Source organism: Frigoribacterium sp. PvP121, from assembly GCF_017833115.1.
Lineage (GTDB): Bacteria > Actinomycetota > Actinomycetes > Actinomycetales > Microbacteriaceae > Frigoribacterium > Frigoribacterium endophyticum.
Genome location: NZ_JAFIBR010000001.1, coordinates 1,092,439 through 1,114,539 on the forward strand (window position 1 = coordinate 1,092,439; position 22,101 = coordinate 1,114,539).

20 protein-coding genes are annotated in these 22,101 nt (G+C 75.2%); 12 read left to right on the top strand and 8 right to left on the bottom strand.

Annotated elements, in window-relative coordinates; all coding sequences use genetic code 11:
• The first annotated feature begins 14 nt into the window (after positions 1-14).
• Positions 15-1,037: an LLM class flavin-dependent oxidoreductase gene (locus tag JOE43_RS05130; protein ID WP_209515341.1), complete on the top strand. Its 1,023-nt coding sequence runs from the start codon at positions 15-17 to the stop codon at positions 1,035-1,037.
• Positions 1,038-1,083: 46 nt separating this feature from the next.
• On the opposite strand, the gene JOE43_RS05135 is transcribed toward JOE43_RS05130, so the two are convergent.
• On the bottom strand, positions 1,084-1,926 hold the full coding sequence (locus JOE43_RS05135) for a FadR/GntR family transcriptional regulator (protein ID WP_209515344.1): 843 nt from the start codon (positions 1,924-1,926) through the stop codon (positions 1,084-1,086).
• A gap of 99 nt (positions 1,927-2,025) precedes the next feature.
• On the opposite strand from JOE43_RS05135, the gene JOE43_RS05140 reads away from it, so the two are divergent.
• The 3 genes from JOE43_RS05140 to JOE43_RS05150 all read left to right on the top strand — a co-directional run bounded on the left by JOE43_RS05140 (position 2,026) and on the right by JOE43_RS05150 (position 5,521).
• Positions 2,026-2,928, top strand: coding sequence for a proline iminopeptidase-family hydrolase (locus JOE43_RS05140; RefSeq protein ID WP_245187112.1), 903 nt, complete (start codon positions 2,026-2,028; stop codon positions 2,926-2,928).
• A 146-nt stretch (positions 2,929-3,074) separates the two neighbouring features.
• Positions 3,075-4,538, top strand: a complete 1,464-nt coding sequence (locus tag JOE43_RS05145) for an APC family permease (protein WP_209515352.1) — start codon at positions 3,075-3,077, stop codon at positions 4,536-4,538.
• The gene (locus JOE43_RS05150) at positions 4,535-5,521 is read left to right on the top strand and encodes an acetamidase/formamidase family protein (RefSeq protein ID WP_209515356.1); all 987 of its coding nucleotides are present in this window, start codon (positions 4,535-4,537) and stop codon (positions 5,519-5,521) included. Before JOE43_RS05145 ends, JOE43_RS05150 begins: the two co-directional genes overlap by 4 nt.
• 115 nt (positions 5,522-5,636) lie before the next feature.
• On the opposite strand, the gene JOE43_RS05155 is transcribed toward JOE43_RS05150, so the two are convergent.
• Positions 5,637-6,335: a hypothetical protein gene (locus JOE43_RS05155; protein ID WP_209515359.1), complete on the bottom strand. Its 699-nt coding sequence runs from the start codon at positions 6,333-6,335 to the stop codon at positions 5,637-5,639.
• A 207-nt stretch (positions 6,336-6,542) separates the two neighbouring features.
• Positions 6,543-7,598, bottom strand: coding sequence for a GTP-binding protein (locus tag JOE43_RS05160; RefSeq protein ID WP_209515362.1), 1,056 nt, complete (start codon positions 7,596-7,598; stop codon positions 6,543-6,545).
• Between the two features lie 46 nt (positions 7,599-7,644).
• On the opposite strand from JOE43_RS05160, the gene ykgO reads away from it, so the two are divergent.
• The 3 genes from ykgO (at position 7,645) to JOE43_RS05175 (ending at position 8,467) form a co-directional block, all read left to right on the top strand.
• Positions 7,645-7,767, top strand: a complete 123-nt coding sequence (gene ykgO / locus JOE43_RS05165; protein WP_209519065.1) for a type B 50S ribosomal protein L36 — start codon at positions 7,645-7,647, stop codon at positions 7,765-7,767.
• Positions 7,768-7,922: 155 nt separating this feature from the next.
• Positions 7,923-8,078 carry a hypothetical protein gene (locus JOE43_RS05170; RefSeq protein WP_056051970.1) on the top strand — a complete coding sequence of 52 codons (156 nt, stop codon included), beginning with the start codon at positions 7,923-7,925 and terminating at the stop codon, positions 8,076-8,078.
• A gap of 95 nt (positions 8,079-8,173) precedes the next feature.
• Positions 8,174-8,467, top strand: a complete 294-nt coding sequence (locus JOE43_RS05175; RefSeq protein WP_056051972.1) for a helix-turn-helix transcriptional regulator — start codon at positions 8,174-8,176, stop codon at positions 8,465-8,467.
• Between the two features lie 36 nt (positions 8,468-8,503).
• On the opposite strand, the gene JOE43_RS05180 is transcribed toward JOE43_RS05175, so the two are convergent.
• Positions 8,504-9,667 (bottom strand): M20/M25/M40 family metallo-hydrolase, encoded by a 1,164-nt coding sequence (locus JOE43_RS05180; RefSeq protein WP_209515365.1) that lies wholly within the window; start codon positions 9,665-9,667, stop codon positions 8,504-8,506.
• Between the two features lie 295 nt (positions 9,668-9,962).
• Here JOE43_RS05180 and JOE43_RS05185 point away from each other — a divergent pair, with 295 nt between their 5' ends.
• On the top strand, positions 9,963-11,141 hold the full coding sequence (locus JOE43_RS05185; protein WP_209515368.1) for an exonuclease SbcCD subunit D: 1,179 nt from the start codon (positions 9,963-9,965) through the stop codon (positions 11,139-11,141).
• Positions 11,138-14,365: an AAA family ATPase gene (locus JOE43_RS05190; RefSeq protein ID WP_209515371.1), complete on the top strand. Its 3,228-nt coding sequence runs from the start codon at positions 11,138-11,140 to the stop codon at positions 14,363-14,365. Before JOE43_RS05185 ends, JOE43_RS05190 begins: the two co-directional genes overlap by 4 nt.
• A 290-nt stretch (positions 14,366-14,655) precedes the next feature.
• On the opposite strand, the gene JOE43_RS05195 is transcribed toward JOE43_RS05190, so the two are convergent.
• The 3 genes from JOE43_RS05195 to JOE43_RS05205 form a co-directional block, all read right to left on the bottom strand.
• Positions 14,656-14,916: a DUF6458 family protein gene (locus JOE43_RS05195; RefSeq protein ID WP_056051981.1), complete on the bottom strand. Its 261-nt coding sequence runs from the start codon at positions 14,914-14,916 to the stop codon at positions 14,656-14,658.
• 412 nt (positions 14,917-15,328) lie between these two features.
• Positions 15,329-16,120 carry a type I 3-dehydroquinate dehydratase gene (gene aroD, locus JOE43_RS05200; protein WP_209515374.1) on the bottom strand — a complete coding sequence of 264 codons (792 nt, stop codon included), beginning with the start codon at positions 16,118-16,120 and terminating at the stop codon, positions 15,329-15,331.
• Between the two features lies 1 nt (position 16,121).
• Positions 16,122-16,985 (bottom strand): shikimate dehydrogenase, encoded by an 864-nt coding sequence (locus JOE43_RS05205; RefSeq protein ID WP_307803247.1) that lies wholly within the window; start codon positions 16,983-16,985, stop codon positions 16,122-16,124.
• A gap of 144 nt (positions 16,986-17,129) precedes the next feature.
• On the opposite strand from JOE43_RS05205, the gene JOE43_RS05210 reads away from it, so the two are divergent.
• Positions 17,130-17,573, top strand: coding sequence for a GNAT family acetyltransferase (locus JOE43_RS05210; protein WP_209515379.1), 444 nt, complete (start codon positions 17,130-17,132; stop codon positions 17,571-17,573).
• A gap of 31 nt (positions 17,574-17,604) precedes the next feature.
• Here JOE43_RS05210 and JOE43_RS05215 read toward each other — a convergent pair whose 3' ends face one another.
• Entirely contained in the window at positions 17,605-18,549 is a 945-nt protein-coding gene (locus JOE43_RS05215; protein WP_307803418.1) for an EamA family transporter, read from the bottom strand.
• Positions 18,550-18,754: 205 nt separating this feature from the next.
• Between JOE43_RS05215 and JOE43_RS05220 the strand changes: the two genes are divergently transcribed.
• Complete coding sequence (locus JOE43_RS05220) at positions 18,755-21,034, top strand: bifunctional UDP-sugar hydrolase/5'-nucleotidase (RefSeq protein WP_209515387.1); 2,280 nt, start codon at positions 18,755-18,757, stop codon at positions 21,032-21,034.
• Positions 21,035-21,130: 96 nt separating this feature from the next.
• Positions 21,131-22,075, top strand: a complete 945-nt coding sequence (locus JOE43_RS16120; RefSeq protein ID WP_209515390.1) for a type II CAAX endopeptidase family protein — start codon at positions 21,131-21,133, stop codon at positions 22,073-22,075.
• The last annotated feature ends 26 nt before the right edge of the window (positions 22,076-22,101 follow it).

Sequence of the window (22,101 nt, forward strand, 5' to 3'; positions counted from 1 at the left end):
GCGAGGATCGGGCCATGCCCGTCGACGGAACACCCCTGCGGCGCCTCGGCGTCCTCACCATCGGCTCGTTCGACCCCGCCTCGCCGGCCGCGGGCCACGAGGACGTCCTGCGCGTCATCGAGCGCGCGGAGGAGCTCGGCCTCGACAGCGCGTGGCTGCGCCACCGCCACCTGCAGCCGGGCATCTCGTCGCCGGTCGCGATCATGGCGGCGGCGTCGCAGCGCACGAGCCGGATCGAGCTGGGCACGGCGGTGACGCCGATCGGGGCCGAGAACCCCTTCCGGCTCGCCGAGGACCTCGCCACGGTCGACGTGCTGCTGGGCGGCCGCCTCAACCCGGGCTTCTCGTCGGGCACCCCGATGAACTTCGACCTCTACCGCGACGCGATCTACCCCGACACCGCCGAGCACGAGGAGCTCGGGCCCGAGCGCCTGCTGCGCCTCCGCGACCTCGTGCGCGGCGACGTCGTCTCGGCCTCGCCTGGTCGTCGCGGCATCGAGGAGTTCAGCGACGTCGTCCAGCCGCACAGCCCGGGGCTCGTCGACCGGCTGTGGTGCGGCGTCGGCAGCACGCGGTCGGCCGTCTGGGCCGGCGAGAACGGGTTCCACCTGCTCGCGTCGAGCGTCACGAAGGCCGAGCGGGGCACCGACTTCGGCGAGAACCAGCGCGCCCAGATCGACGCGTACCGCGACGCCCACCCGGCGGGCGCCTCCGCCCGGGTGTCGCAGGGGCTCGTCGTCGTGCCGACCGACTCGGCCACGCCCGAGCAGCGGGCCCGCTACGCGGCGTACGCCGAGGCGCGCGCCGGCCGCGTGGGCGTGCCGCAGGGCCCGGGGCATCTGCTCTTCGCGGCCGACCTCGTCGGCACCTCGGCCGAGATCGCGGACGCCCTGCACGCCGACCCCGCCTACCAGGCGGTCGACGAGGTCGCCTTCGCGCTGCCGTTCGCGTTCGAGCCCGGCGACTACGCGCAGATGCTCACCGACATCGGCGAGCGCCTGGGGCCCGAGCTCGGCTGGAGCCCCGCCGCCGCGTGACGGCACGCCCCGCGGGCACTCGACGGCGAGCCCGCGGGATCGTCGGTCAGGGGCGGTCGGCGCCGCGCACCACGCGCTCGAGCAGCTCGAGGTCGATGCCGACGTGGCGCCGCGCCAGGGCGGCGGCGTGCGCCGCCTCCCCGGCGCAGATGGCCTCGACGATCTGCTCGTGCTCGGCGAGGGCGCGCAGCTCCATCTCGCGCATGCCGTCCGGGCCGCCCCAGAGGTGGGCCGGCGCGGCGATGCTGACCCGCGACTCCAGCTCGAACAGCACGGCCCGGAGCGTCGCGCTGTGCGCCGCGTCGGCGATGGCGACGTGCAGGCGCTCGTCGGCCTTCTGCGAGGCCAGGCCCGAGGCGGCCGACCGGTAGCCCTCGAGCCGGTCGCGCAGCACGGCGACGTCGTCGTCGGTGCGGTTCTCCGCCGCGGCCTCGGCGACGGTGCCGTGCAGGCGGCCGATCGCGTCGCTGGTGTCGCGGAGGTCCGACCAGCGGGCGGCGAGGGTGCGCTGCGCGACGGCCGCGGCCCGGTCGGTCGAGCGCTCCTGCACGAACGATCCGCCGCCCCGGCCCCGCTGGGTCTCGATGAGCCCCTGGTCGACGAGCCGGGCGAGGGCCGCCCGCACGGTCATCCGGCCGACGCGCAGCGAGGCGGCCAGCTCGCGCTCCGGGGGGAGGCGCTGGCCGGGCAGGTACTCGCCGGTCGCGATGGCCGTCACGAGGCGGTCGGAGATGTCGTCGACCCGGCTCGACGACTCGAGCGGGGCCTCGAGGGCGCCGGGGGAGTCGGTGCCGGGGGAGGCGGCGGCGGTGTCGGGCGAGGAGGTCGCGGCGGTCACCGGGGACCCGGCGCGCGCCTCCGCGGCGTCCACAGGCGTGCCCTCCGTCATGCCGCGTCACCCCTCCCCAGCCCGTCGTCGTGTTACGCCCAGGTTAAGTCACGCGGAAAGGTCTTGGCGTGAGACCTTTCCGGGTGCATGCTGACGCGCATGTCGACGAGCACCGCTGCCACCCTCCCGTTCCGCGACGGCCACACCTGGTACCAGGTCACCACGCCCGACGAGCCCCGCCCCGGCGCGCTGCCGCTCGTGGTGCTGCACGGCGGCCCCGGCATGGCCCACGACTACCTGCGCAACCTCGTCGCGCTCGCCGACGAGACCGGCCGCACCGTGGTGCACTACGACCAGTTCGGCTGCGGCCGCAGCAGCCACCGCCCCGACGCCCCGGTCGAGACCTGGGTGCCCCAGCTCTTCGTCGACGAGTTCGAGGCCGTCGTCGCGCACCTCGGGCTCGAGCGCTTCCACGTGCTCGGCCAGTCGTGGGGCGGCATGCTCGGCGCCGAGATCGCCGTGCGCGAGCCGGCCGGCCTCGCCAGCCTGGCCATCTGCAACTCGCCCGCCTCGATGCAGCTCTGGGTCGACGGCGCGGCCGAGCTCCGGGCCCAGCTGCCCGCCGACGTGCAGGAGGCGCTGCTCCGGCACGAAGGCGCGGGCACGACCGACGACCCCGAGTACCTCGCCGCGACCCAGGTCTTCTACGAGCGCCACGTCTGCCGCGTGGTGCCGATGCCCCAGGACTTCGTCGACAGCGAGGAGCAGATGGAGGCCGAGCCGACCGTCTACCACACCATGAACGGCCCGAACGAGTTCCACGTGATCGGCACGATGCGCGACTGGACGATCGTCGACCGCCTGCCGAGCGTCACCGCCCCCACCCTCGTGGTCGCGGGCGAGCACGACGAGGCGACGCCGGCCACCTGGCAGCCCTTCGTCGCCGGCATCGACGGCGCCGTCTCCCACGTCTTCCCCGGCGCCAGCCACTGCTCGCACCTCGAGCAGCCGGAGGAGTTCCGCCGCGTCGTCGCCGGCTTCTTCGCCGACCACGACGCCTGACCGCCGCCCCCGCCACCCCCCCCTGACGGGCGCGGGCCGCGTCACCTGGACCGACGCGACCCGCGCCTCCCCGCACCGCCCGCACCGCGCCTCCCCGGCACCACCCCTCCCCGCACCGTTCCTCCCTCACCCCGAAGAGAGACACCATGTCCGAGCGCACCGAGTCCCCCGAGCTGAGCGCGCAGGCGCAGCTCGAGCAGTACGGCTACAAGCAGGAGCTGAAGCGGTCGGTCTCGACCGGCGACCTGCTCGTCTACGGCCTGATCTTCATGGTGCCGATCGCGCCCTGGGCGATCTTCGGCACCGTCTACAACGCGTCGTCGGGCCTCGTGCCCCTGGTCTACCTCGTGGGCCTCGTCGCGATGATCTTCACCGCCCTCGCCTACGCGCAGATGGCGAAGTCGATCCCGCTCGCCGGGTCGGTCTTCTCGTACGTGGGGCGCGGCATCCACCCCACGGTCGGCTTCTTCGCCGGCTGGGCCATCCTGCTCGACTACCTGCTCGTGCCGACGCTGCTCTACGTCTTCGCCGCCGAGTCGATGGTCGGCATCTTCCCCGGCACCGCCCGCTGGATGTGGGCGCTGATCTTCGTCGCGATCAACACGGCCGTGAACCTGCTCGGCATCACCTCGCTGAAGCTGATGAACCGCGTCTTCCTCGCCATCGAGGTCGTCTTCATCGTCATCTTCGTGATCATCGCCGTGACCGCCCTCAACGGCGGCACCATCCCCGGCGCCGAGTTCGACGTCAGCCAGGTGTGGGACCCGTCGAAGGTCACCGGCCCGCTGATCGCGTCGGCGCTGTCGATCGCCGTGCTGTCGTTCCTCGGCTTCGACGGCATCTCGACCCTCGCCGAGGAGTCCACCGGCAAGCGCGGAGGCGCGGGTCGAGCCATGATCATCGCCCTCGTCATCGTCGCCTTCCTGTTCGTGCTGCAGACCTGGCTGGCGAGCGCGCTCGCCGCGGGCCGCGACTCCTTCCCCGAGGGGGAGGCCGGCAACGCCTTCTTCGACCTCGTCGCCCAGGCGTCGTCGAGCGGCTGGATGACCGCCTTCTTCGTCGTGAACGTGCTCGCCGTCGGCATCGCGAACGCCATGGCGGCGCAGGCCGCGACCTCGCGCCTGCTGTTCTCGATGAGCCGCGACCGGCAGCTGCCGGCCGTGCTCTCGCGCCTGAACTCGCGCCAGGTGCCGCAGGCCGCCATCCTCGTCGTCTCGGTGCTCTCGGCGATCCTCGTGCTGTTCTTCGTCGGCCAGATCGACGTCATCTCGTCGCTGGTCAACTTCGGCGCCCTCTTCGGCTTCATGCTGCTGCACCTCTCGGTGATCTGGCACTACGTCGTCAAGGGGAAGTCGCGCAACTACCTGCTGCACCTCGTCGTGCCCGTGGTCGGCTTCCTGATCATCGGCTACGTGCTCGTCAACGCGGCCCCCGCGGCGAAGATCGGCGGCCTCGTCTGGCTCGTCGTGGGCGCGGGCGTCTTCCTCTTCTACAAGATCCGGGGAGGCGCGGCGCCGACCCTGGGGCAGGTCGACGAGGGCGACGGGTCGGGAGCGGCCGCCACGGCGACCCCGGCGGCGGACACCCTCGAGAAGGAGGCGGGGCGATGAGCGACGCGCACCGCGACTCCTCGGGGTCGGGGCCAGCGTCGGCCTCGTCCGGCGCCTCGGGCGTCGACCACTTCCTCGGCAACGAGCTCGGCCGGCCCGGCTTCAGCGCCGCCGTCGAGCCCGTGCTGCGCATCACCCCCGGCACGGGCGAGACGATCGGCTTCGAGACGAGCGACGCCGTCTACGCCGAGCTGCACGAGCACCACGACCTGGCGCAGCTGTCGGTGCCGATCAACCCGGTCACCGGCCCGGTCTACGTCGAGGGCGCGATGCCCGGCGACGCGCTCGCCGTGACGGTGCACGACATCCGGCTCGTCGACCACGGCTGGTCGGTCAGCCTGCCGGGCTCGGGCGCCCTGCAGCACGTGATGGGCGACGAGATGTTCACCCGCCGCGTGCCGATCGACGCGGAGGGCGTGCACGTCACCGACCGCCACGTCTTCGCGCCGCGGCCGATGATCGGCTGCATGGGCACCGCCCCCACCGAGGGTGAGAACTCGACGATCATGCCCGCGTACCCGCAGGGCGGCAACATGGACGTGACCGAGAACACCGTCGGCTCGACCGTCTACCTGCCCGTGATGGTCGAGGGCGCGTACCTCTCGATCGGCGACGTGCACGCGATCATGGCCGAGGGCGAGTCGTCGTTCGTGGCGATCGAGGCGCAGGGCACGGCGGTCGTGTCGATCGACCTCGTGAAGGGCGCCCAGCTGCGGGCGCCGCGGATCGAGACCGCCGACGACTGGATCTTCGTCGGCCTCGGCGACCCCGTGCAGGAGAGCGTCCGGCGCGGCTACGAGGACGCCTTCTCCTTCCTGGTCGACGACCACGGCTGGTCGCGCGGCGACGCCTACGCGGTGCTCAGCGCCGTCGGGCACTCCCGGCTCGGCGGGCCGACCGGCTCGGTCGCGCCGGACCCCCTGCACCCGTTCGCGGCCGTCGGCGCGGTGACGCTGCACCGCGTGCCGAAGTCGGTCCTGTAGGAGGCGCGGAGCGGGCCCGGTCGCGGGGCGACGGGTCCGTCCGCGCTGCTGCGGGCTGCCCGGGCCCGACCGCCCGACCGCCCGGCCGCCCTGCCGCCCGGCCGCCCGGCCGCCCTCAGCTCGAGAGGTGCGTGAGGATCGAGCCGAGCAGGTCGTCGGTCGGGTAGTTCGACTGCCCGACGGCGATGAAGAGGTCGCCCCGCACGAAGTAGGTGTCGGTGCTGTCGGTGCCGTACATCTCGACGACGGTGGTCTGCTGGCACAGCCGACCGTCGTGGGCCTCGGAGCAGCTGGCCCCGCGCGCCTCCGCCTGCTGCAGCAGGGCGGCGCTGGTGGCCTCGTCGAGACGGCCCAGCTGCACCGACAGGCCGGTGACGTCCGCCCCCGGGTCGCGCCAGAGGCAGTCGAGCTCCGCCGCCGTGTCGGCGATCATGAAGGGGGCGTCGCCGGCCGCGGGGACGCCGGGCGTGCGGGCGCCGCGGGCGCTGCCGTCACGGCGCGTGTACGCCTCCGGGTTCAGCGGCGTGGAGCCCATGGTCGCCTGGTACGTCGCCGTGTCGACGATCTGCGTGCAGTCGGTCGGGATGGTGACGACCGGCGACGCGTCGGGGGCCGCGGTCGCCGTGGGTGCCGGGGTCGTGTCGGGCTCGGCGGTCGGCGTCGTGGTCGGCGCCGGAGCGGCGTCGCCGGTGGCCGTGGCCGTCGGGGTCGGCGACGCCGTGGCGTCGCCTTCAGGCGTCGCCGTGCAGCCGGCCAGGGCGAGCACGACGAGGGCGGCGGCCGCGACGGCGGTGAGCGGGCGGACGTGCGACATGGTGGTTCCCCTGGGGTCGGCACCGATCGGTGCGGTGGTCGGGCCCGCATCGGGGCCCGGTGCTCACGCTAGTGAGCCGGGCACGGCCGGCCCGTCAGCCGGGAGGATGACCCCGGCGCGCCCCGGTCACGATCTGGTCACGCCGCCGGGCGCACCGACGCGGGGCGGGCTTCCTCGGTGACGGCCGAGCGTGGCTCGACCGCTCCGTCAGTGCCGGTGGTCGTGCCCCGGCCGCCCTGTCGCGTCGTCCCAGGTCGGGAAGGGGTCGACCAGGTCGCGCCACGAGGCCGGGTCGGCGAGCAGCTCGGCGTCCGTGAGGAGGCACTCGTCGAGCGCACGACGGACGAGTCCGGCGTCGAGGTCGAGCCCGAAGAAGGCGATCTGCTGGCCGTGCGGCGAGTCCGGGTGCCACGACGGCCGTGACGTCGGGTCGAGGCTGAGCATCTGGCCGACGCTCGACCAGGAGCCGACCCGGTCGGCCCGGGTCGCGAACTGGGTGAAGCCCCGTGACCGGAGCACGGTGCCGGCCGGCCCGGGGGTGAACGTCTGCTCCAGGGCGACGGCCAGGCGCTCGGGGTGGAAGGGCCGCTCGTCGCGGTAGACCACCGTCGACACGGGGTCGCCCTCGACGACGTCGGGGGCGTCGTCGGAGAGGGCCCGCATCCAGCCCGCGGAGCCGGAGAGGGCGGAGGCGCGGCCCGGCGTGGGCAGGCAGCCCGTCGTCAGCGACGTGATCGGGAGCACCGTCGCGGTCGGGGCCAGCCCCCCGAGCAGGGCCGCGAGGAGGCGGTGCTCGCGCTCCGTCACCGCGCCCACGTCGGTGAGCACGACGAGGGTCGCGTGCTCCACGAGCTCCACGACGTGCTCGGCCGCCGCGAAGCGGTCGTCCGTGCCGCGCAGCACGAGGTCGGCGAGGTCGTCGGCGCTGACCACGCACGCCACGTGCTGCAGCAGCGACGCCCCGTCGGGGCGGCCGAGGTCGTGGTCGAGCAGCGAGCCGAGCAGCAGCGCCGTCGAGCGGGTCGGGGTGCCGGGGCGCAGCCGGACGACGACGTCCACGGGCCCGCCGCTCCGGGCGAGGTCGAGCACGGCACGGTGGACCTCGTCGGCGGCGTCGTGCACGTCGGGCCTCGGGGCCAGCCGGTGGCTGTCCGGGCGGGCGAGCGTGTCGGCGACGTGCTGCAGGGCCGCCTCCTCCTGCCCGGCCACGAGGGTGACCCCCCGGTGTCGTGGGAGGCGCGGGCTCGGCAGGTCGTGTCTCATGCGGCTACTCTAGATGACAACCGTTCTCAACAACACGGAGGCACCCATGAAGGTCCGCAACTCGCTCAAGGCGCTGAAGATCGTCCCCGGCTCGCAGGTGGTGCGCCGGCGTGGTCGCGTCTACGTCATCAACAAGGCGAACCCGCGGTGGAACACGCGCCAGGGCTGAGGCCGCCGCCGGTCGTCGTCGGTCATGGGTCGCGGTGTCTCGCGTTCCTGTCGGTGCTGGTTCTCATCATCGATTGGATGAACGCATTGCAATCCGTGCATGCGTCATGGTGGACTGGTCCTGCCCGCACGACCCGCCCCTCCGGAAGGACCGCCATGACCGACACCGAGACCCACGCCGAGCACACCGTCACCGAGCACCAGCACGGCACCGACTGCGGCCACGAGACCGTCACGCACGACGACCACGTCGACTACGTGCACGGCGAGCACAAGCACGCTCAGCACGGCGACCACTACGACGAGCACTGATCGTCGCGACCGAGGGCCCCGCTCACCGGCGGGGCCCTCGGTGCGCCCGGCACCGCGGCCGCGCGCGTCGCATGCGCCACGGCTAATGTGTCTCCATGTCCACCGAGGGCCTCGAGGCCGCCGCCGAGCTGTTCAAGGCGCTGTCGTCGTCGTCCCGCCTGCGCCTGCTCCGCCTCCTCGGCGAGGGCGAGGCAGGGGTCTCCGCCCTCGTCGAGGCGTCCGGGCTGTCACAGCCCCTCGTCTCGCAGCACCTGCGCACCCTCCGAGCCGCGGGCCTCGTCCAGGTCGACCGCGTCGGGCGCGAGGCGATCTACTCGGTCGCCGACCTGCACGTCTCGCACATCGTCGACGACGCCGTGGCCCACGCGGGCGAGCAGCCCGGCGCCTGACGCGCGCCGTCTGATGCCCGGTGCGGCGCTCGGTCGCTACGCCAGCTCGGCGAGCAGCGCCACGACGAACTCGCTGCGCTCGACCATGCCGTCGATGCTGATCCACTCGTGGCGCGCGTGGGCGCCGCCGCCCACGCCGCCGACCCCGTCGAGCACGGCGGCGCCGAGCGCGGCCGCGAAGTTGCCGTCGCTGGCCCCGCCGACCGACACCTCGCGCAGCTCGAAGCCCAGCTGCCCGGCGACCGCGGCGGCTCGCTCGTAGAGCGCACCCGTCGCCGCCGACCGCTCCATCACGGGGCGGTTCCAGCCGCCGGTGACCTCGACCCGGGCGAGCGGGTCGTGCGGGGCGAGCGACGCGAACAGCCGTTCGACGCGGGCGGCCTCGTCGGCCCGGGTGACCCGCACGTCGACCATGGCGCGGGCGTGCCCGGCCCGGACGTTCGTCCGCGTGCCGCCCTGCACGATGCCGACGTTGAGCGAGGTGCCGGCCTCGACGTCGGCCTCGCCGTGCAGCTGCAGCACGAGACGGGCCATCTCGTCGATGGCGCTCGCCCCGCCGCGCGGGTGGAGCCCGGCGTGCACCTCGACGCCGAACGTCTCGACCTCGTAGATGCCGACGCCCTTGCGGGCGGTCTTGACGGCGCCCTCGGCGGCGGACTCGAAGACCAGCACCGCGCCTCCCCGGCTCACCTCGGCCTCGATCACGGGGCGCGACGCGATGCTGCCGACCTCCTCGTCGCCGGTCAGCACGATGCGCACGCCGGGCCGCGGCAGGCCGAGCGCGTCGGAGACCGCCAGGGAGTGCCCGAGCTGCACGAGCCCGGACTTCATGTCGAAGACGCCGGGCCCGGTCATGCGGTCGCCGTCGATCTGCACGGGCCACTCGGCGAGCGTGCCCTCGGCCCAGACCGTGTCGTAGTGGCAGAGCGCGGTGACCCACTCGGCGGAGCCGGTCGGCGACGGGTGCTCGAGGGTGACGGCGTCGCCGTAGCCCTCGACGACGCTCACCCGGCGGGCGGCGGCGGGGCCGGCCGTCCGCTCGAGCCACGCCTCGATCCAGGTGAGCCCGGCGGCGAGCAGGTCGACGTCGTCGGAGGGGGTCTCGAGCGACGCGTAGGCCACGAGGTCGGCGATCATCGCCTCGCGGCGGGCGGCGACCGCCTCGCGCAGGGCGGTCGTGTCGGTCTCGGTGAGGGTCACGGGGGTCTCCGGGGGCGTCTCGGTCGGTGCGGGCGGCGCGGGCTCCGACCATGTTCCTCCCTCCCGGGGCCGACGGGCGACGAGGAGGCGCGGTGAGGGCCCCGCAGGGACGGCCCGGCCGCGGTTCGGCTCGTCACGACGGGGCGGCGGGTCCGCGTCCTCGGCGGCGGGACGGCGCCGGCCCGCCGCCGAGGACGGCGACCCGCCGCACCTCGGGTGTCGGTCGGCGTCGATACAGTGACGACCGTCCGGCGGCACCGCCGGCGCCACGACCACCGCGAGCGAGAGGGGCCCCGTGCGCATCCTGCACACGAGCGACTGGCACCTGGGGCGCACCCTGCACGGAGTCGACCTCCTCGAGCACCAGGCCGCCTTCGTCGACCACCTGGTCGACCTCGTGGCCGAGCGCTCGGTCGACGTGGTCGTGGTCGCGGGCGACGTGTACGACCGGGCCGTGCCCTCGGTGCCCAGCGTGCGCCTCCTCGGCTCGGCCCTGCGACGGCTGAGCGAGCTCGCCGTCGTCGTTGTTACGCCGGGCAACCACGACTCCGCCGCGCGGCTGGGCTTCGCCGCCGAGCTGATGCGGCCGGGCCTGCACGTGCTCGCCGCGGTCGACCGGCTCGACGAGCCGGTCGTCGTCGACGACGCCCACGGCCCCGTCGCCTTCTACGGGGTGCCCTACCTCGACCCCGACACCGTGCGGCACGCCCTGGCGCCCGGCGGTGCCGACGAGCCCCTCGCCCGCTCGCACGAGGCCGTCGTCGGCGCCGCGCTCGACCGGGTCAGGGCCGACCTGGCGACGAGGCCCGGCACCCGCTCGGTCGTCGTCGCGCACGCCTTCGTCGCGGGCGGGGCCGTCGTCGAGCGGAGCGAGAGCGAGCGCGACATCCGCGTCGGCGGGGTCGACGTGGTGCCCTCGGCGGTCTTCGCCGGCGTCGACTACGTCGCCCTCGGCCACCTGCACGGCGCCCAGCGGGTGGGCGCTGCGGCGGGGTCGCGCCCGGTGCTGCGTTACTCGGGCTCGCCCCTGGCCTTCTCGTTCGGCGAGGTCGGGCACGTGAAGTCGACCGCCGTCGTCGACCTCGCCGCCGACGGCACGGTCGAGGTCGAGCTCGTCGCCGCGCCCGTGCCGCGGCGCCTGGCCGAGGTGACCGACACCCTCGAGCACCTCCTCGACGGCCGCCACGACGACCTCGCCGACGCCTGGCTGCGGGTCAGCGTCACCGACCCCGTGCACCCCGACCACCTGTGGGCGCGGGTCCGCGAGCGGTTCCCGCACGCGCTCGCCGTGCTGCACACGCCCGTCGGCGCCGTCGACTCGCCCCGGCTGCGCGTGGTGACGGCCGAGACCGATCCCGTCGAGGTCGCTGCCGACTTCGTCGCGTTCGCCTCGGGGGCCCCCGCCACCGACGCCGAGCTCGCCGTCGTGCGGGCGGCGTACGAGGCCGCGAGGGCGAGCGAGGGCAGCGAGTGATCCTGCACCGGCTGACCCTGCGCGCCCTCGGCCCCTACGCCGGCGAGCACTCGATCGACTTCGCGGCGCTCGGCGCCTCGGGCACCTTCCTGCTCGAGGGGCCGACCGGGGCCGGCAAGTCGACCGTCATCGACGCGATCGTCTTCGCCCTCTACGGGCAGCTCGCCGGCGAGGGCGCCAGCCGCGACCGCCTCCGGAGCCACCACGCCGCGGCGCACGTCGAGCCGTTCGCCGAGCTCGTGTTCGAGACGGCGGCCGGCGTGCACCGCATCCGCCGGAGCCCGGCGTGGCAGCGGCCGAAGAGCCGCGGCACCGGCACGACGCCCGCGAACGCGACGGCCACGCTCGTCCGCCTGACCTCGCCCGACGCCGTCGACGGCGAGGTGGTCTCCACCAGCACGCAGGAGGTCGGGCACGAGATCGGCCGGGTGCTCGGCCTGACCCGTCAGCAGTTCGTTCAGACGGTCGTGCTGCCGCAGGGCGAGTTCGCGGCGTTCCTCCGCTCGTCGGGGGAAGACCGCCGGCGCATGCTGCAGTCCCTCTTCGGCACCGAGATCTACGAGCTGACGACGGCCCGCCTGGCCGAGGGGCGGCGCGCGGCCCACGCGGCCGTCGCCGAGGCCGACCGGGGCGTCGAGCTCGCGGTCGCCCGGCTGCGCGAGGCGGTCGGGGTCGACGACGACCCGGCCGTCGGAGCGGCGCTGGAGGCGGCGCTGGCCGGGCAGGCCGCCCCGGTCGGGGCGGGTGCCGGGGGCGACTCGGGCGACTCGGGGGATCAGCCCGCCGAGGGCGCCGAGGGTCTCCTGGCCACCGTCGACGGCGTCCTCGCAGCGCTCGTCCGCGACTCCGACGCGGCCGCCGAGCGGCGGGGCGCGGCTCGGCGGGTGCACGACGACGCGCGGCGCCGCCTCGACGAGCAGCGCCGCTTACGGGCGGCCCTCGACCTCCGCGCCGACCTGCAGGCCCGGAGCGCTCGCCTGACGGAGGCGGCGGTCGCGGTCGACGAGGCCCGGTCGCGCCTCGAGGCCGCGGGCCGGGCCGACACGGTGACCGGAGCGGCCCGGGGCCTCCGGGCGGCGCAGGCCGTGCTCGCGGAGTCGGGGGCAGCGCTGGTTGAGGCGCGGGAGGCGGCGACGACCGCCGACTCGGCGCTTGAGTCCGTGCCCGGGCTGCTGATCGTCACGGGGGCGTCGACGCCGGCCGACGGCACTGACGGCATCGGCGGTACCGCTGCCCTCGACAGCTCTGGGGGCGCTCCCGCTCTGCCGGAGGTGACCGCCGCCGTCGCGGCCCACCGCGACGACCTGCGCTCCGACCTCGCCGTGCTCGGCCGGGTCGCCGCCGTCGAGCGGGGCCTGCCCGCCCGTCGCGCCGAGCTGCTCGACGCGGGCCGAGCGCTCGAGCAGGTCGACGTCGACCTCGTGGCGCTCGACGCCGAGCTCGTCGGGCGCCCCGGCGAGAGGGCGGCCCTGGTCGCCGCTCGCGAGGCCGCCCGGCAGTCGGCCGACGACGAGCCCGCCGCCGCCCGTCGGGTCGCCGACGCCCGTGCGCAGCTCGCCGCCGTGCTCGCGACCGGCGCCCTGCGGGAGGAGGCGACACGGCTCGACGAGCTCCTCGCCGATCGGTCGACGGAGGCCTTGGTCGAGCTCGACCTGGAGGCCGGGCTCCGTCGTCGACAGATCACCGGCACGGCCGGCCAGCTCGCGCTCTCGCTCGAGGCCGGGGAGCCGTGCCCGGTCTGCGGGTCGACCGACCACCCGGCCCCGGCCGCCCCGACAGACGACCACCCGACCGACGACGACGTCGAGGCCGCCGCCCTCTCCGCCCGCGCCGCGGGGCAGCGGCAGCGCGACGCGGCCGCCGCCGCGGCCGCGGCCCGTGCCCGTCTCGACGTCGCCGTGGCCGGGCTCGGCGACCTCGACGAGGCCGGGGCCCGGGAGGCCGTCGCCGAGGCGGAGCAGGCGCTCGACCGCGCCCGTGCCGCCGTGGCCTCCGCCCGGGCCGCGGAGCGGGCGCTCGACGACCACGACCGCGAGGCGGACGCGCTGCGCACCCGGGCCGAGACGACCCGCACGCTCCGAGCCACCCGCGCCGAGCGGCTCGAGGGCGATCGACGCCGACTCGCCGACGACGAGGCGCTCGTCGCCGAGGCCGTGGCCGGAGGCGACGCGCGTGCCGACGGCGACGCCGAGCGCACGACCGGCACCGTCGCCGACCGCGTCGGCCTCCTGACCCGTCGGGCCGATGTCGCCGATCGTCTCGTCTCCGCCCTCCGGGCGGCCGAGGTCGCCCGGGTCGCGCACGACCAGCGTCGCGTCGAGCTCGCCGAGGCGCTGGCCGCCTCGGGCTTCGCGACGGCCGACGACGCCGCCGCGGCGGTCCTGCCCGCCCCGGAGCGCGACTCCCTGAGTCGTCGGGTCGCCGGGCACGACGCCGAGCTGGCCGTGGTCGGCGCGGGCCTGGCCGACCCGTCGATCGCCGCCCTCACCGGTGAGGAGGAGGTCGACGTCCCGGCCGCGGAGGGGGCCCTCGCCGCGGCCGAGGCAGTCCTCGCGGCGGCCACCGACGCGGCCGGGCGAGCCGCCGACCGGGCCCGACGGGCGGCCGATGCCCTCGCGGCCCTCCGACGCGCCGAGGTCGCGGGCGAGTCCGTCGCCGAGGAGGCGCGGGCCGTCGTGCGGATGGCCGACCTCACGAGCGCCACCGGCACCGTCAACGTGCGCGGGGTGACGCTCGGCACCTACGTGCTCCTCCGTCGGTTCGACGACGTCGTCGCGGCCGCGAACGCGCGGCTGCGGGTGATGTCGAGCGGCCGCTACGTGCTCGAGGCCTCCGAGGAGCGCGAGCAGGGCTCCCGCTCCCGGCGCACGGGCCTCGCGCTGGCGATCCGCGACGCGACGACCGACACGACCCGCGACCCCGCGAGCTTCTCCGGCGGCGAGACCTTCTACGCCTCGCTGAGCCTCGCGCTCGGGCTGGCCGACGTCGTCCAGGCGGAGGCGGGCGGGCTCGAGCTCGGCACGCTCTTCGTCGACGAGGGGTTCGGCTCGCTCGACCCCGAGACGCTCGACGCCGTGATGACCGAGCTCGGTCGCCTCTCCGACTCGGGCCGCGTGATCGGCATCGTGAGCCACGTCGACGAGCTCAAGCAGCGCATCGCCGACCGCATCGAGGTGCGACGCCTGCCCGACGGTTCGTCGACGCTGCGCTCCACGGTCGGCTGACCGGCGCAACCCGCCCCGCGCCTCCCACCTGTCTCCGCCCGCTGGCCGACCTCGCTCGGCGAGTGGTCACGAACTGCTCCTCCGCGCCGAGTGAGGAGCACTTCGTGACCGTTCGACCTCGTGGGCCGACGACGTCGGCCAGCGAGTGGTCACGAACTGCTGCTCCCGGCCGCCGAGACGAGCAGATCGTGACCACTCGGCCCGACGGACAACGGACGACGGGCCGCGTCCCCGCCACGACCACGAGGGTCGGGAGGGGACGCGGCCCGTCGAGGGGTCGTGCGGGGTGATCAGACGATCGGGCCGCCGTCGTCGCGCGTCGAGCGACGCGTGACCTGCTCGCCGCTGACCGGGTCGACCGCGCTGCGCGAGGTCGACGTCACCTGACGACGACGCGTCGCGAAGACGAGCCCGAGGATCGTGACGATGATGCCCGCCGCGATGAGGATGTAGCCGATCAGCTGGATGTCGATGCCCGCGACCTGGAAGTCGAGAGCGAACGCGAGGATCGCGCCGATCACGATCAAGGCGATTCCGCCGCCGATGCTCATGGGTTCTCCTTCGTGAGCCGGAGCCTCTGCTCCGGGTGCCTGAAGGGTACTGACCCCGCGCCTCCGCCGTCACCATCTCGTCGAGCGCTCCTCTCACCCCTCTGCGCCCTGTGGGCGGCCCTCGGGCGGGCAGGGCGTCGGCTGAGCGTCACCCGGGTGGACGGGGGACGACGGGTCGAGACAGGTCGGGCGGCGAGGTAATCTCGGTCACTCCGGCGGATCCTCGGCCTCGAGACTCCTGTTGAGCGACGCCCGTCGCTCGTTTCCCGGTGGTGGAGCCGGGGCCGGGTCCGCCGGAGGCCCCGCCGCTCCCGACGCGCAGCAGACCACGGGGTGGACCCTCGATCTGGGGGAGGCGCGGTGCGGGCCGGTCCGATCACCGCGGCCGACAGCGCCCCCGGTCAGCCCCGGGTCACGCCCCGTGCAGCAGGTCGAGCGCCGCGCCGAGTGCCCGCGCGTCGAGCTGCCCCGGCGCGCTCGTCGCGCCGACCGCGCCGAACGTCAGGCACGAGCCGACCGTCTCGCCCGCGAGGCGGGAGACGGCGCCGAGCGGCCCCATCGACATCGTCACCGCGGGCACCAGGCCCGGCCCCGCACGGAAGTCGTCGGTCGCCGCCAGCAGGGTGAGCACGTCGGCGGGTGAGGTCGGCATCGCCGCGAGCTTGACCACGTCGGCGCCGTTCTCCTGCTGCTCGACGAGGCGCGAGACGATCTCGGCGCGGGACGGCGTCGCCGTGAAGTCGTGCGACGACATGACGACCCGGAGGCCGGCACCGTGCGCGGCGTCGACGAGGTGCTCGCGCACGTCGGGCTGCGTGTACATCTCGACGTCGACCGCGTCGGGGCGCTCGGCGGCGTCGAGGCCGACGACCGCGTCGAGCAGCGCACCGTAGGCGTCGGGCGTGATGTCGCGCTCGCCGCCCTCCTGCTTCGTGCGGAAGGTCGCGAGCAGCGGGACGTCGTCGCGCAGCGACCGCCGCACCGCGGCCACGGCCTCTCGCACGCGGTCGTGGTCGGCGACGGCGGTGAGGTGGTCGAGGCGGAGCTCGACGACGTCGACCACGCCGCGGGGCAGGGCCGCGAGCTCGACGGCGGTGGCCTCCAGCACGGCGGCGGTGCGCCCGACCAGCGGCACGCAGACGGCGGGGCGACCGTCGCCCAGGGTCACCGAGCGCAGGGCGACGGGCTGCGGGGTGGGCCGCACGTCAGACCACCGCCCGGTCGGTGAGCCCGGCGGCCGCGCGGACGGCCGCGCGCACGACACCCTCGTCGGGGAGCGGCTCGTCGGCCGCGCCCCCCGCGAACAGCCGCACCTGCCCGATCGCCTGCTCGACGAGCATGTCGAGCCCGCTGAGCACGACGCCGCCCTGCGCCGCCCACGCACTCGCGGCGCGCGTCGGCCACGGGTCGTAGGCGACGTCGAACAGCACCGACGTCGAGCTCCGCGGCCGCAGCGGCAGGTCGTCGGCCGCGCCGGCGGGCAGGGTGCTGACGACGAAGTCGAGGGGGCCGATGGAGGGCAGCTCGCTGAGCGGGGCCACGACGACGTCGCCGCCGAGCTCCGCGGCGAGGGCGGTCAGCTCGCCGGCGCGGCCGGGGCTGCGCAGGTGCACCGAGAACGACCGGGCGCCCAGCTGCCAGGCCGCGTGCATCGCGGAGGCGGCCGTCGCGCCCCCGCCGAGGATCACGGCCGACTCGGGACGCACGTCGTGTCGGCGCTGCACGGCCCGGACGATGCCGTCGACGTCGGTGTTGTGCCCGTGCCGGCGGCCGTCGTCGTCGATGACGACGGTGTTGGCGACGCCGAGCAGGGCCGCGAGCGGCGAGACGGTGTCGAGCAGCGGCAGCACCTCGCGCTTGAGCGGCATGGTGAGGCTGAGCCCCCGCCAGCTCGCGTCGAGGCCGTCGACGAAGCCCTGCAGCTCGCCCGAGGCGACCTCGGCGCGGCCGTAGTCGTAGTCGAGCCCGAGCACCTCGTAGGCCGTGGCGTGCAGGGTCGGCGACAGCGAGTGGGCGATCGGCGAGCCGAGCACGGCCAGGCGGCGGCGGGGGGCGTCGGCTCGGGTCACACAGGCTCCTCGGGGTCGGCGGTGCAGACGGCCCATCCTACGACCGGGCCTCCGGGCGGGCCTCGACCCGCGACTCCCACCGGCTCCGCCCGGGCCCCGGGCCCCCGGGACCCCGGCCAGGGCGCCGTCTGGCAGGCTCGACCGATGGAGATCCGCGCCTTCGTCCCCGCCGACACCGAGACCGTCGTCGCCCTCTGGGAGGAGTGCGGCCTGACCCGCCCGTGGAACGACCCGCGCCGCGACATCGAGCGCAAGCTGCAGGTGCAGCCCGAGCTCTTCCTCGTCGGCACCGAGCGGGTCGAGGCGGCCGACGGGGGAGCGCAGGAGGCGGTGGTCGCCACCGCCATGGCCGGTCACGAGGGCCACCGCGGCTGGCTCTACTACGTCGCCGTCGCCCCGGCCCTCCGCGGCGGCGGCCGGGCCCGCGCGCTCGTGGCCGAGGCCGAGCGCCTGCTCACCGAGGCGGGCTGCCCCAAGCTGCAGCTGATGGTGCGGTCGGGCAACGACGACGCGCTCGCCGCGTGGAGCGCGCTCGGCTACGAGCGGCAGGACGTCGTCGTGCTCGGCAAGCGGCTCATCGAGGACTGAGCGGGCGGGCCGTCGACGACGGGGGCCGCGCTCAGTCGAGCGCGAGCAGCACGGCCGCCGCGAGGGCGAGCACGAGGCCGACGACCTGCGACCGGGTGAGCCGCTCGCGCAGCACGACGGCGGCCAGCACCACCGTCACGGCGGAGTAGAGCGCGGTGAGCACGCTCATCACGGTGAGGTCGCCGAGCCGGAGGCCGAGGAGGATGAGCACGTTCGCCCCGGCGTCGGCCACGCCGCAGAGCAGGGCGAGGCGGAGCGCGGGGGCGAGGCCCCGGGTGGCCGACGGCGCGCCTTCCGGTGTGCCTGCCGGCGCGGCCGTGCCGGGGGCGTCACCGGTGGGCACGGCCCCACCCGCGCCTCCCGCGCCCGGCGCACGCCGCCGCCTCGAGAACGCGACGAGGGCGAGCACCGCCACCGCGCCTCCGGTCAGCACCACGTTCGTGACGCGGTTCGCGACCAGCGGTACGAGGCCCGAGTCGGCGGGCGTCTGGTCGAGGAAGACGAGGACGACGCCGATGCCGACGCCCGCGGCGAGGGCCATCAGCAGGCCGGCAGCGGTCGGCTTCGGGGCGGAGGCGTCGGGCACGAAGCCGACGAGCACCACCGCGACGAGGGCGAGCGCGATGCCCGCCCAGCCGGCCGGCCCGAGCCGCGAGCCCTGCAGCAGGCCCACGCCCACCGGCACGATCGCGGAGACCACGGCGGTCAGCGGCGACAGGATGCTCATCGGCCCGATCGCGAGGCAGGCGTAGAGCAGGGCGATGGCGGCCGCGCCGGCCACGCCGCTCGCGACGCCCCAGCCGACCGCGGCGCCCGAGGGGGTGCCGGGCACGACGACGAGCAGCACGAGCAGCAGCACCAGGCCGCTCGCCGCCGAGATCGCGGTGACGCGGAGCGGCGGCAGGCGCCGCGCCGCGAGCCCGCCGAGGAAGTCGCCCGAGCCGTAGGCGACGGCGGCGGCGAGGCCGATGAGCACGGACAGCAACGGGACCTCCGGAGGCGCGGTGGGGGTGGACGACGACCGTCGCGTTAACAGCACGTGACGAAGTCGTGCGGAGCCTTGTGCGGCTCCCAGCCAGATCTTATGTTCGTCGGGTCTGTCCCTCGTCCGAGGGGCGGGCCGCCCCGGGCACCTCCCGCGGGCCTGAGATCACGCACGGACACCAGGAGACACACCGCACATGCGCCCCCGTCACCCCATCGCACCTCCGGCCGAGACGGGAGCGCCGCGTCGTCGCCGTCGCGCCGCCCTCTCGCTCGTCGCCGTCGCCACCCTCGGCGCCGGCCTCGTCGCTGCCGTCCCGGCCCAGGCGGCCCCGACCAGCATCGACATCCTCGGCATCAACGACTTCCACGGCCGCATCGCGCAGGAGGCCTCGCCGGTCGCCGGCGCCGCCGTCATGGCCGGGTTCATCGACCAGTTCCGCACGACCCACCCGAACACGTCGTTCGTGTCGTCGGGCGACAACATCGGGGCCTCGACCTTCACCTCCTTCATCCAGGAGGACAAGCCGGCCCTCGACGCGCTCAACGCCATGGATCTCGACGTCAGCGCGCTGGGCAACCACGAGTTCGACCGCGGCCAGGACGACCTGAACGGCCGCGTCACCGAGGCCAGCGACTTCCCGTACCTCGGCGCCAACGTCTTCCGGGCCGACGGCTCGCACGCCTACGACCCCTACTTCGTCAAGGACGTCGGCGGCGTCAGGGTCGGCTACATCGGCGCGATCACCGAGCTCATGCCCGAGCTGGTCAGCCCGTCCGGCATCGCCGGCCTCACCTTCGGCGACATCGTCGACAGCGTCAACGACGTGGCCGACGACCTGAGCGACGGCGACGCCGCCAACGGCGAAGCCGACGTGCTCGTGCTGCTCGTGCACGAGGGCAACTCGTCGGGCACGGCGCTCGACGCGGGCGGCGACTTCGCCCGCATCGCGACCGACGTCTCGCCGAAGGTCGACGCGATCCTCTCTGGCCACACGCACCAGTCGTACAACTTCTCGGTCGTGCCGACCGGCGGCACCACGCCTCGCCCGGTCGTGCAGACCGGCAGCTACGGCGCGAACCTGAGCCACCTCGCGATCACGTTCGACGCCGACACGAAGGCCACGACGGTCACGAGCGAGCTCCTGCCGCTCTACCAGAAGGCGACGCCCGACCCCGAGGTCGCGACGATCGTCAGCGACGCCGTCGCGGTCGCCGCGGTCGAGGGCGCGAAGAAGGTCGGCGAGATCACCGCCGACTTGCCCCGCGCCGTGCAGTCCGACGGCACCGAGAACCGCGGGGGCGAGTCGACCCTCGGCAACTTCGTCGCCGACGTGCAGCTCGAGGCCACGGTCGGCAACGGCTCGCAGATGGCCTTCATGAACCCGGGCGGCCTCCGTGCCGACCTGCGCTACGCCTCCACGGGCGCCAGCGACCCCGCCGGCAACCTGACCTTCGCCGAGGCCGCCGCCGTGCAGCCCTTCGCCAACACGCTCGTCGTCGTCGACATGACGGGGGCGCAGATCGAGCAGGCCCTCGAGCAGCAGTGGCAGCCCGCCGGGTCGTCGCGGCCGTTCCTCAAGCTGGGCGTCTCGAAGGGCCTCAGCTACACGTACGACCCGGCCGCCGCCTCCGGTGAGCGCATCCGCACGATCACGCTGAACGGCGCGGAGCTCGACCGTGCGGCCTCGTACAAGGTCACGGTCAACTCGTTCCTGTCGTCGGGCGGCGACAACTTCACCGCCTTCAACACCGGCTCGGCCGCCGACAGCGGCAAGGTCGACCTGCAGGCCCAGGTGGACTACTTCACCGTGCCCGCCGGCTCGCCCGCCCGCGTCGCCACGCCGGACTTCACGCAGCGCTCGGTCGGCGTCACCGCGACCCCGTCGCCGGAGGCCGGCTTCGCCGCCGGCGACACGGTGACGCTGTCGCTCTCGTCGCTGCTCTTCAGCTCGCAGGTCGGGCCGGAGACGGGCACCGTCTCGGTCAGCCTCGACGGCGTCGAGCTCGCCTCGCAGCCGATCGACCGCACCGTGGTCGACAAGGGCGACGAGACCGGGCGCGCGACGCTGTCGTTCGCGGTGCCCGCCGGCGTCACGGCCCCCACGGCCGGCCCGGTCGTGCGTCAGCTGCGCGTCACGGTGGCCGGGACGGGGACGGTCGTCGACGTGCCCGTCGTCCTCGCCGCCGCCGCCGAGCCGGTCGTCGTCGACCCGACCCCGGCCCCGACCGACCCCGCCGTCCCCGCCCCCGGGGCCGGAGCGGGCACCGGCGCGGGCACCGGGACGGGTGCCGGCACCGGCACCTCGACCCGCCCCACGCGCGTCACGGCCGCGGGCGACCTCGCCTACACGGGCTCCGACGCCGCGATGACCGGGCTGGCCCTCGCGCTGACCCTGATGCTGGCCGGCGCCGGCGTGGTCACGGCCACGCGCCTCCGTCGCCGCCGCACCGCCTCGGTCGGCACCACCGACTGACGCCCCGCCGCACAGCTCGACCCGGACGGCCCGGTCGCACCCCACGGTGCGGCCGGGCCGTCCGGCGTCGCAGCTGCCCCGGCTAGCCTCGACCCCGTGACCGTCGCCTACCACCGCCTGTTCCGCACGCTGCCGACGTACCGCTGGTACCGGCCGCTGTTCGCGCTCCTGCTCGGCACGGTCTTCTACGTCGTCGCGTCGAACGTCGTCGTGCTCGCCCTCTACGCCGTGGTCGCCGCGGCCGGGGGAGCGGACGCCGCCTCCCGCCTGGCCGAGGGCCTCCAGGACGACCCGCTCGACGCCTCCCAGCCCCTCGTCATGCTCGCGACGCTGGGCTCGATCGCGACCATGCTGCCCTCCGTGCTGCTCGCGACGAAGCTCGCCGGGCTCGGCGGCTGGGGTCAGCTCTCGAGCGTCGCCGGCCGCCTGCGCTGGCGCTGGCTGCTCCGCTGCGTGGGCCCGGCCGCGGCCTTCATGGCCCTCACCGTCCTGCTCAGCTACCTCGTCGTGCCGCTGGTCACGGGCGACGATCTGGGCTCCGGGCCCGTCACGACCCCGCCCGCGGCCCTCGTCTGGTCGGTCGTCGTGATCCTGCTGCTCGTGCCCCTGCAGGCCAGCGCGGAGGAGTACGTCTTCCGCGGCTTCGCGATGCAGTCGCTGGGGTCGTGGATCGCCCGGCCGCTCGTCGCGATCGTCGTGCCCACCGTCGCCTTCGGCCTCTCGCACGCCTACAACGTCTGGGGCGTGCTCGACGTCGCCGTCTTCGGCGTGACCGCCGCCTGGCTGACCTGGCGCACCGGCGGGCTCGAGGCCGCCATCGTCGCGCACGTGCTCAACAACACGGTCCTCTTCCTCCTCCTGGCGCCCTACGCGGGCACCCCGTCGAGCGACGGCAGCCCCCTCGCGCTCGCCGTGACGGTCGTCTGCACGCCGTTCTGGGCCTGGCTCGTGCTGCGCTCGTTCCACAGGTCGGGCGAGCTCGCGTCCTCCCCCGCGAGCGAGCTCACGGGGCGTCCCCCGGTGGAGTCGCGGGTCGGCTGACCGCGTCGGTGGCGCCTCCTAGACTC

Excerpts from the sequence above, each read along its gene's own strand:
- JOE43_RS05130 (WP_209515341.1), top strand. The coding sequence starts at position 15 with ATGCCCGTCGACGGAACACCCCTGCGGCGCCTCGGCGTCCTCACCATC.
- JOE43_RS05135 (WP_209515344.1), bottom strand. The coding sequence starts at position 1,926 with ATGACGGAGGGCACGCCTGTGGACGCCGCGGAGGCGCGCGCCGGGTCC.
- JOE43_RS05140 (WP_245187112.1), top strand. The coding sequence starts at position 2,026 with ATGTCGACGAGCACCGCTGCCACCCTCCCGTTCCGCGACGGCCACACC.
- JOE43_RS05145 (WP_209515352.1), top strand. The coding sequence starts at position 3,075 with ATGTCCGAGCGCACCGAGTCCCCCGAGCTGAGCGCGCAGGCGCAGCTC.
- JOE43_RS05150 (WP_209515356.1), top strand. The coding sequence starts at position 4,535 with ATGAGCGACGCGCACCGCGACTCCTCGGGGTCGGGGCCAGCGTCGGCC.
- JOE43_RS05155 (WP_209515359.1), bottom strand. The coding sequence starts at position 6,335 with ATGTCGCACGTCCGCCCGCTCACCGCCGTCGCGGCCGCCGCCCTCGTC.
- JOE43_RS05160 (WP_209515362.1), bottom strand. The coding sequence starts at position 7,598 with ATGAGACACGACCTGCCGAGCCCGCGCCTCCCACGACACCGGGGGGTC.
- ykgO (WP_209519065.1), top strand. The coding sequence starts at position 7,645 with ATGAAGGTCCGCAACTCGCTCAAGGCGCTGAAGATCGTCCCCGGCTCG.
- JOE43_RS05170 (WP_056051970.1), top strand. The coding sequence starts at position 7,923 with ATGACCGACACCGAGACCCACGCCGAGCACACCGTCACCGAGCACCAG.
- JOE43_RS05175 (WP_056051972.1), top strand. The coding sequence starts at position 8,174 with ATGTCCACCGAGGGCCTCGAGGCCGCCGCCGAGCTGTTCAAGGCGCTG.
- JOE43_RS05195 (WP_056051981.1), bottom strand. The coding sequence starts at position 14,916 with ATGAGCATCGGCGGCGGAATCGCCTTGATCGTGATCGGCGCGATCCTC.
- JOE43_RS05210 (WP_209515379.1), top strand. The coding sequence starts at position 17,130 with ATGGAGATCCGCGCCTTCGTCCCCGCCGACACCGAGACCGTCGTCGCC.
- JOE43_RS05220 (WP_209515387.1), top strand. The coding sequence starts at position 18,755 with ATGCGCCCCCGTCACCCCATCGCACCTCCGGCCGAGACGGGAGCGCCG.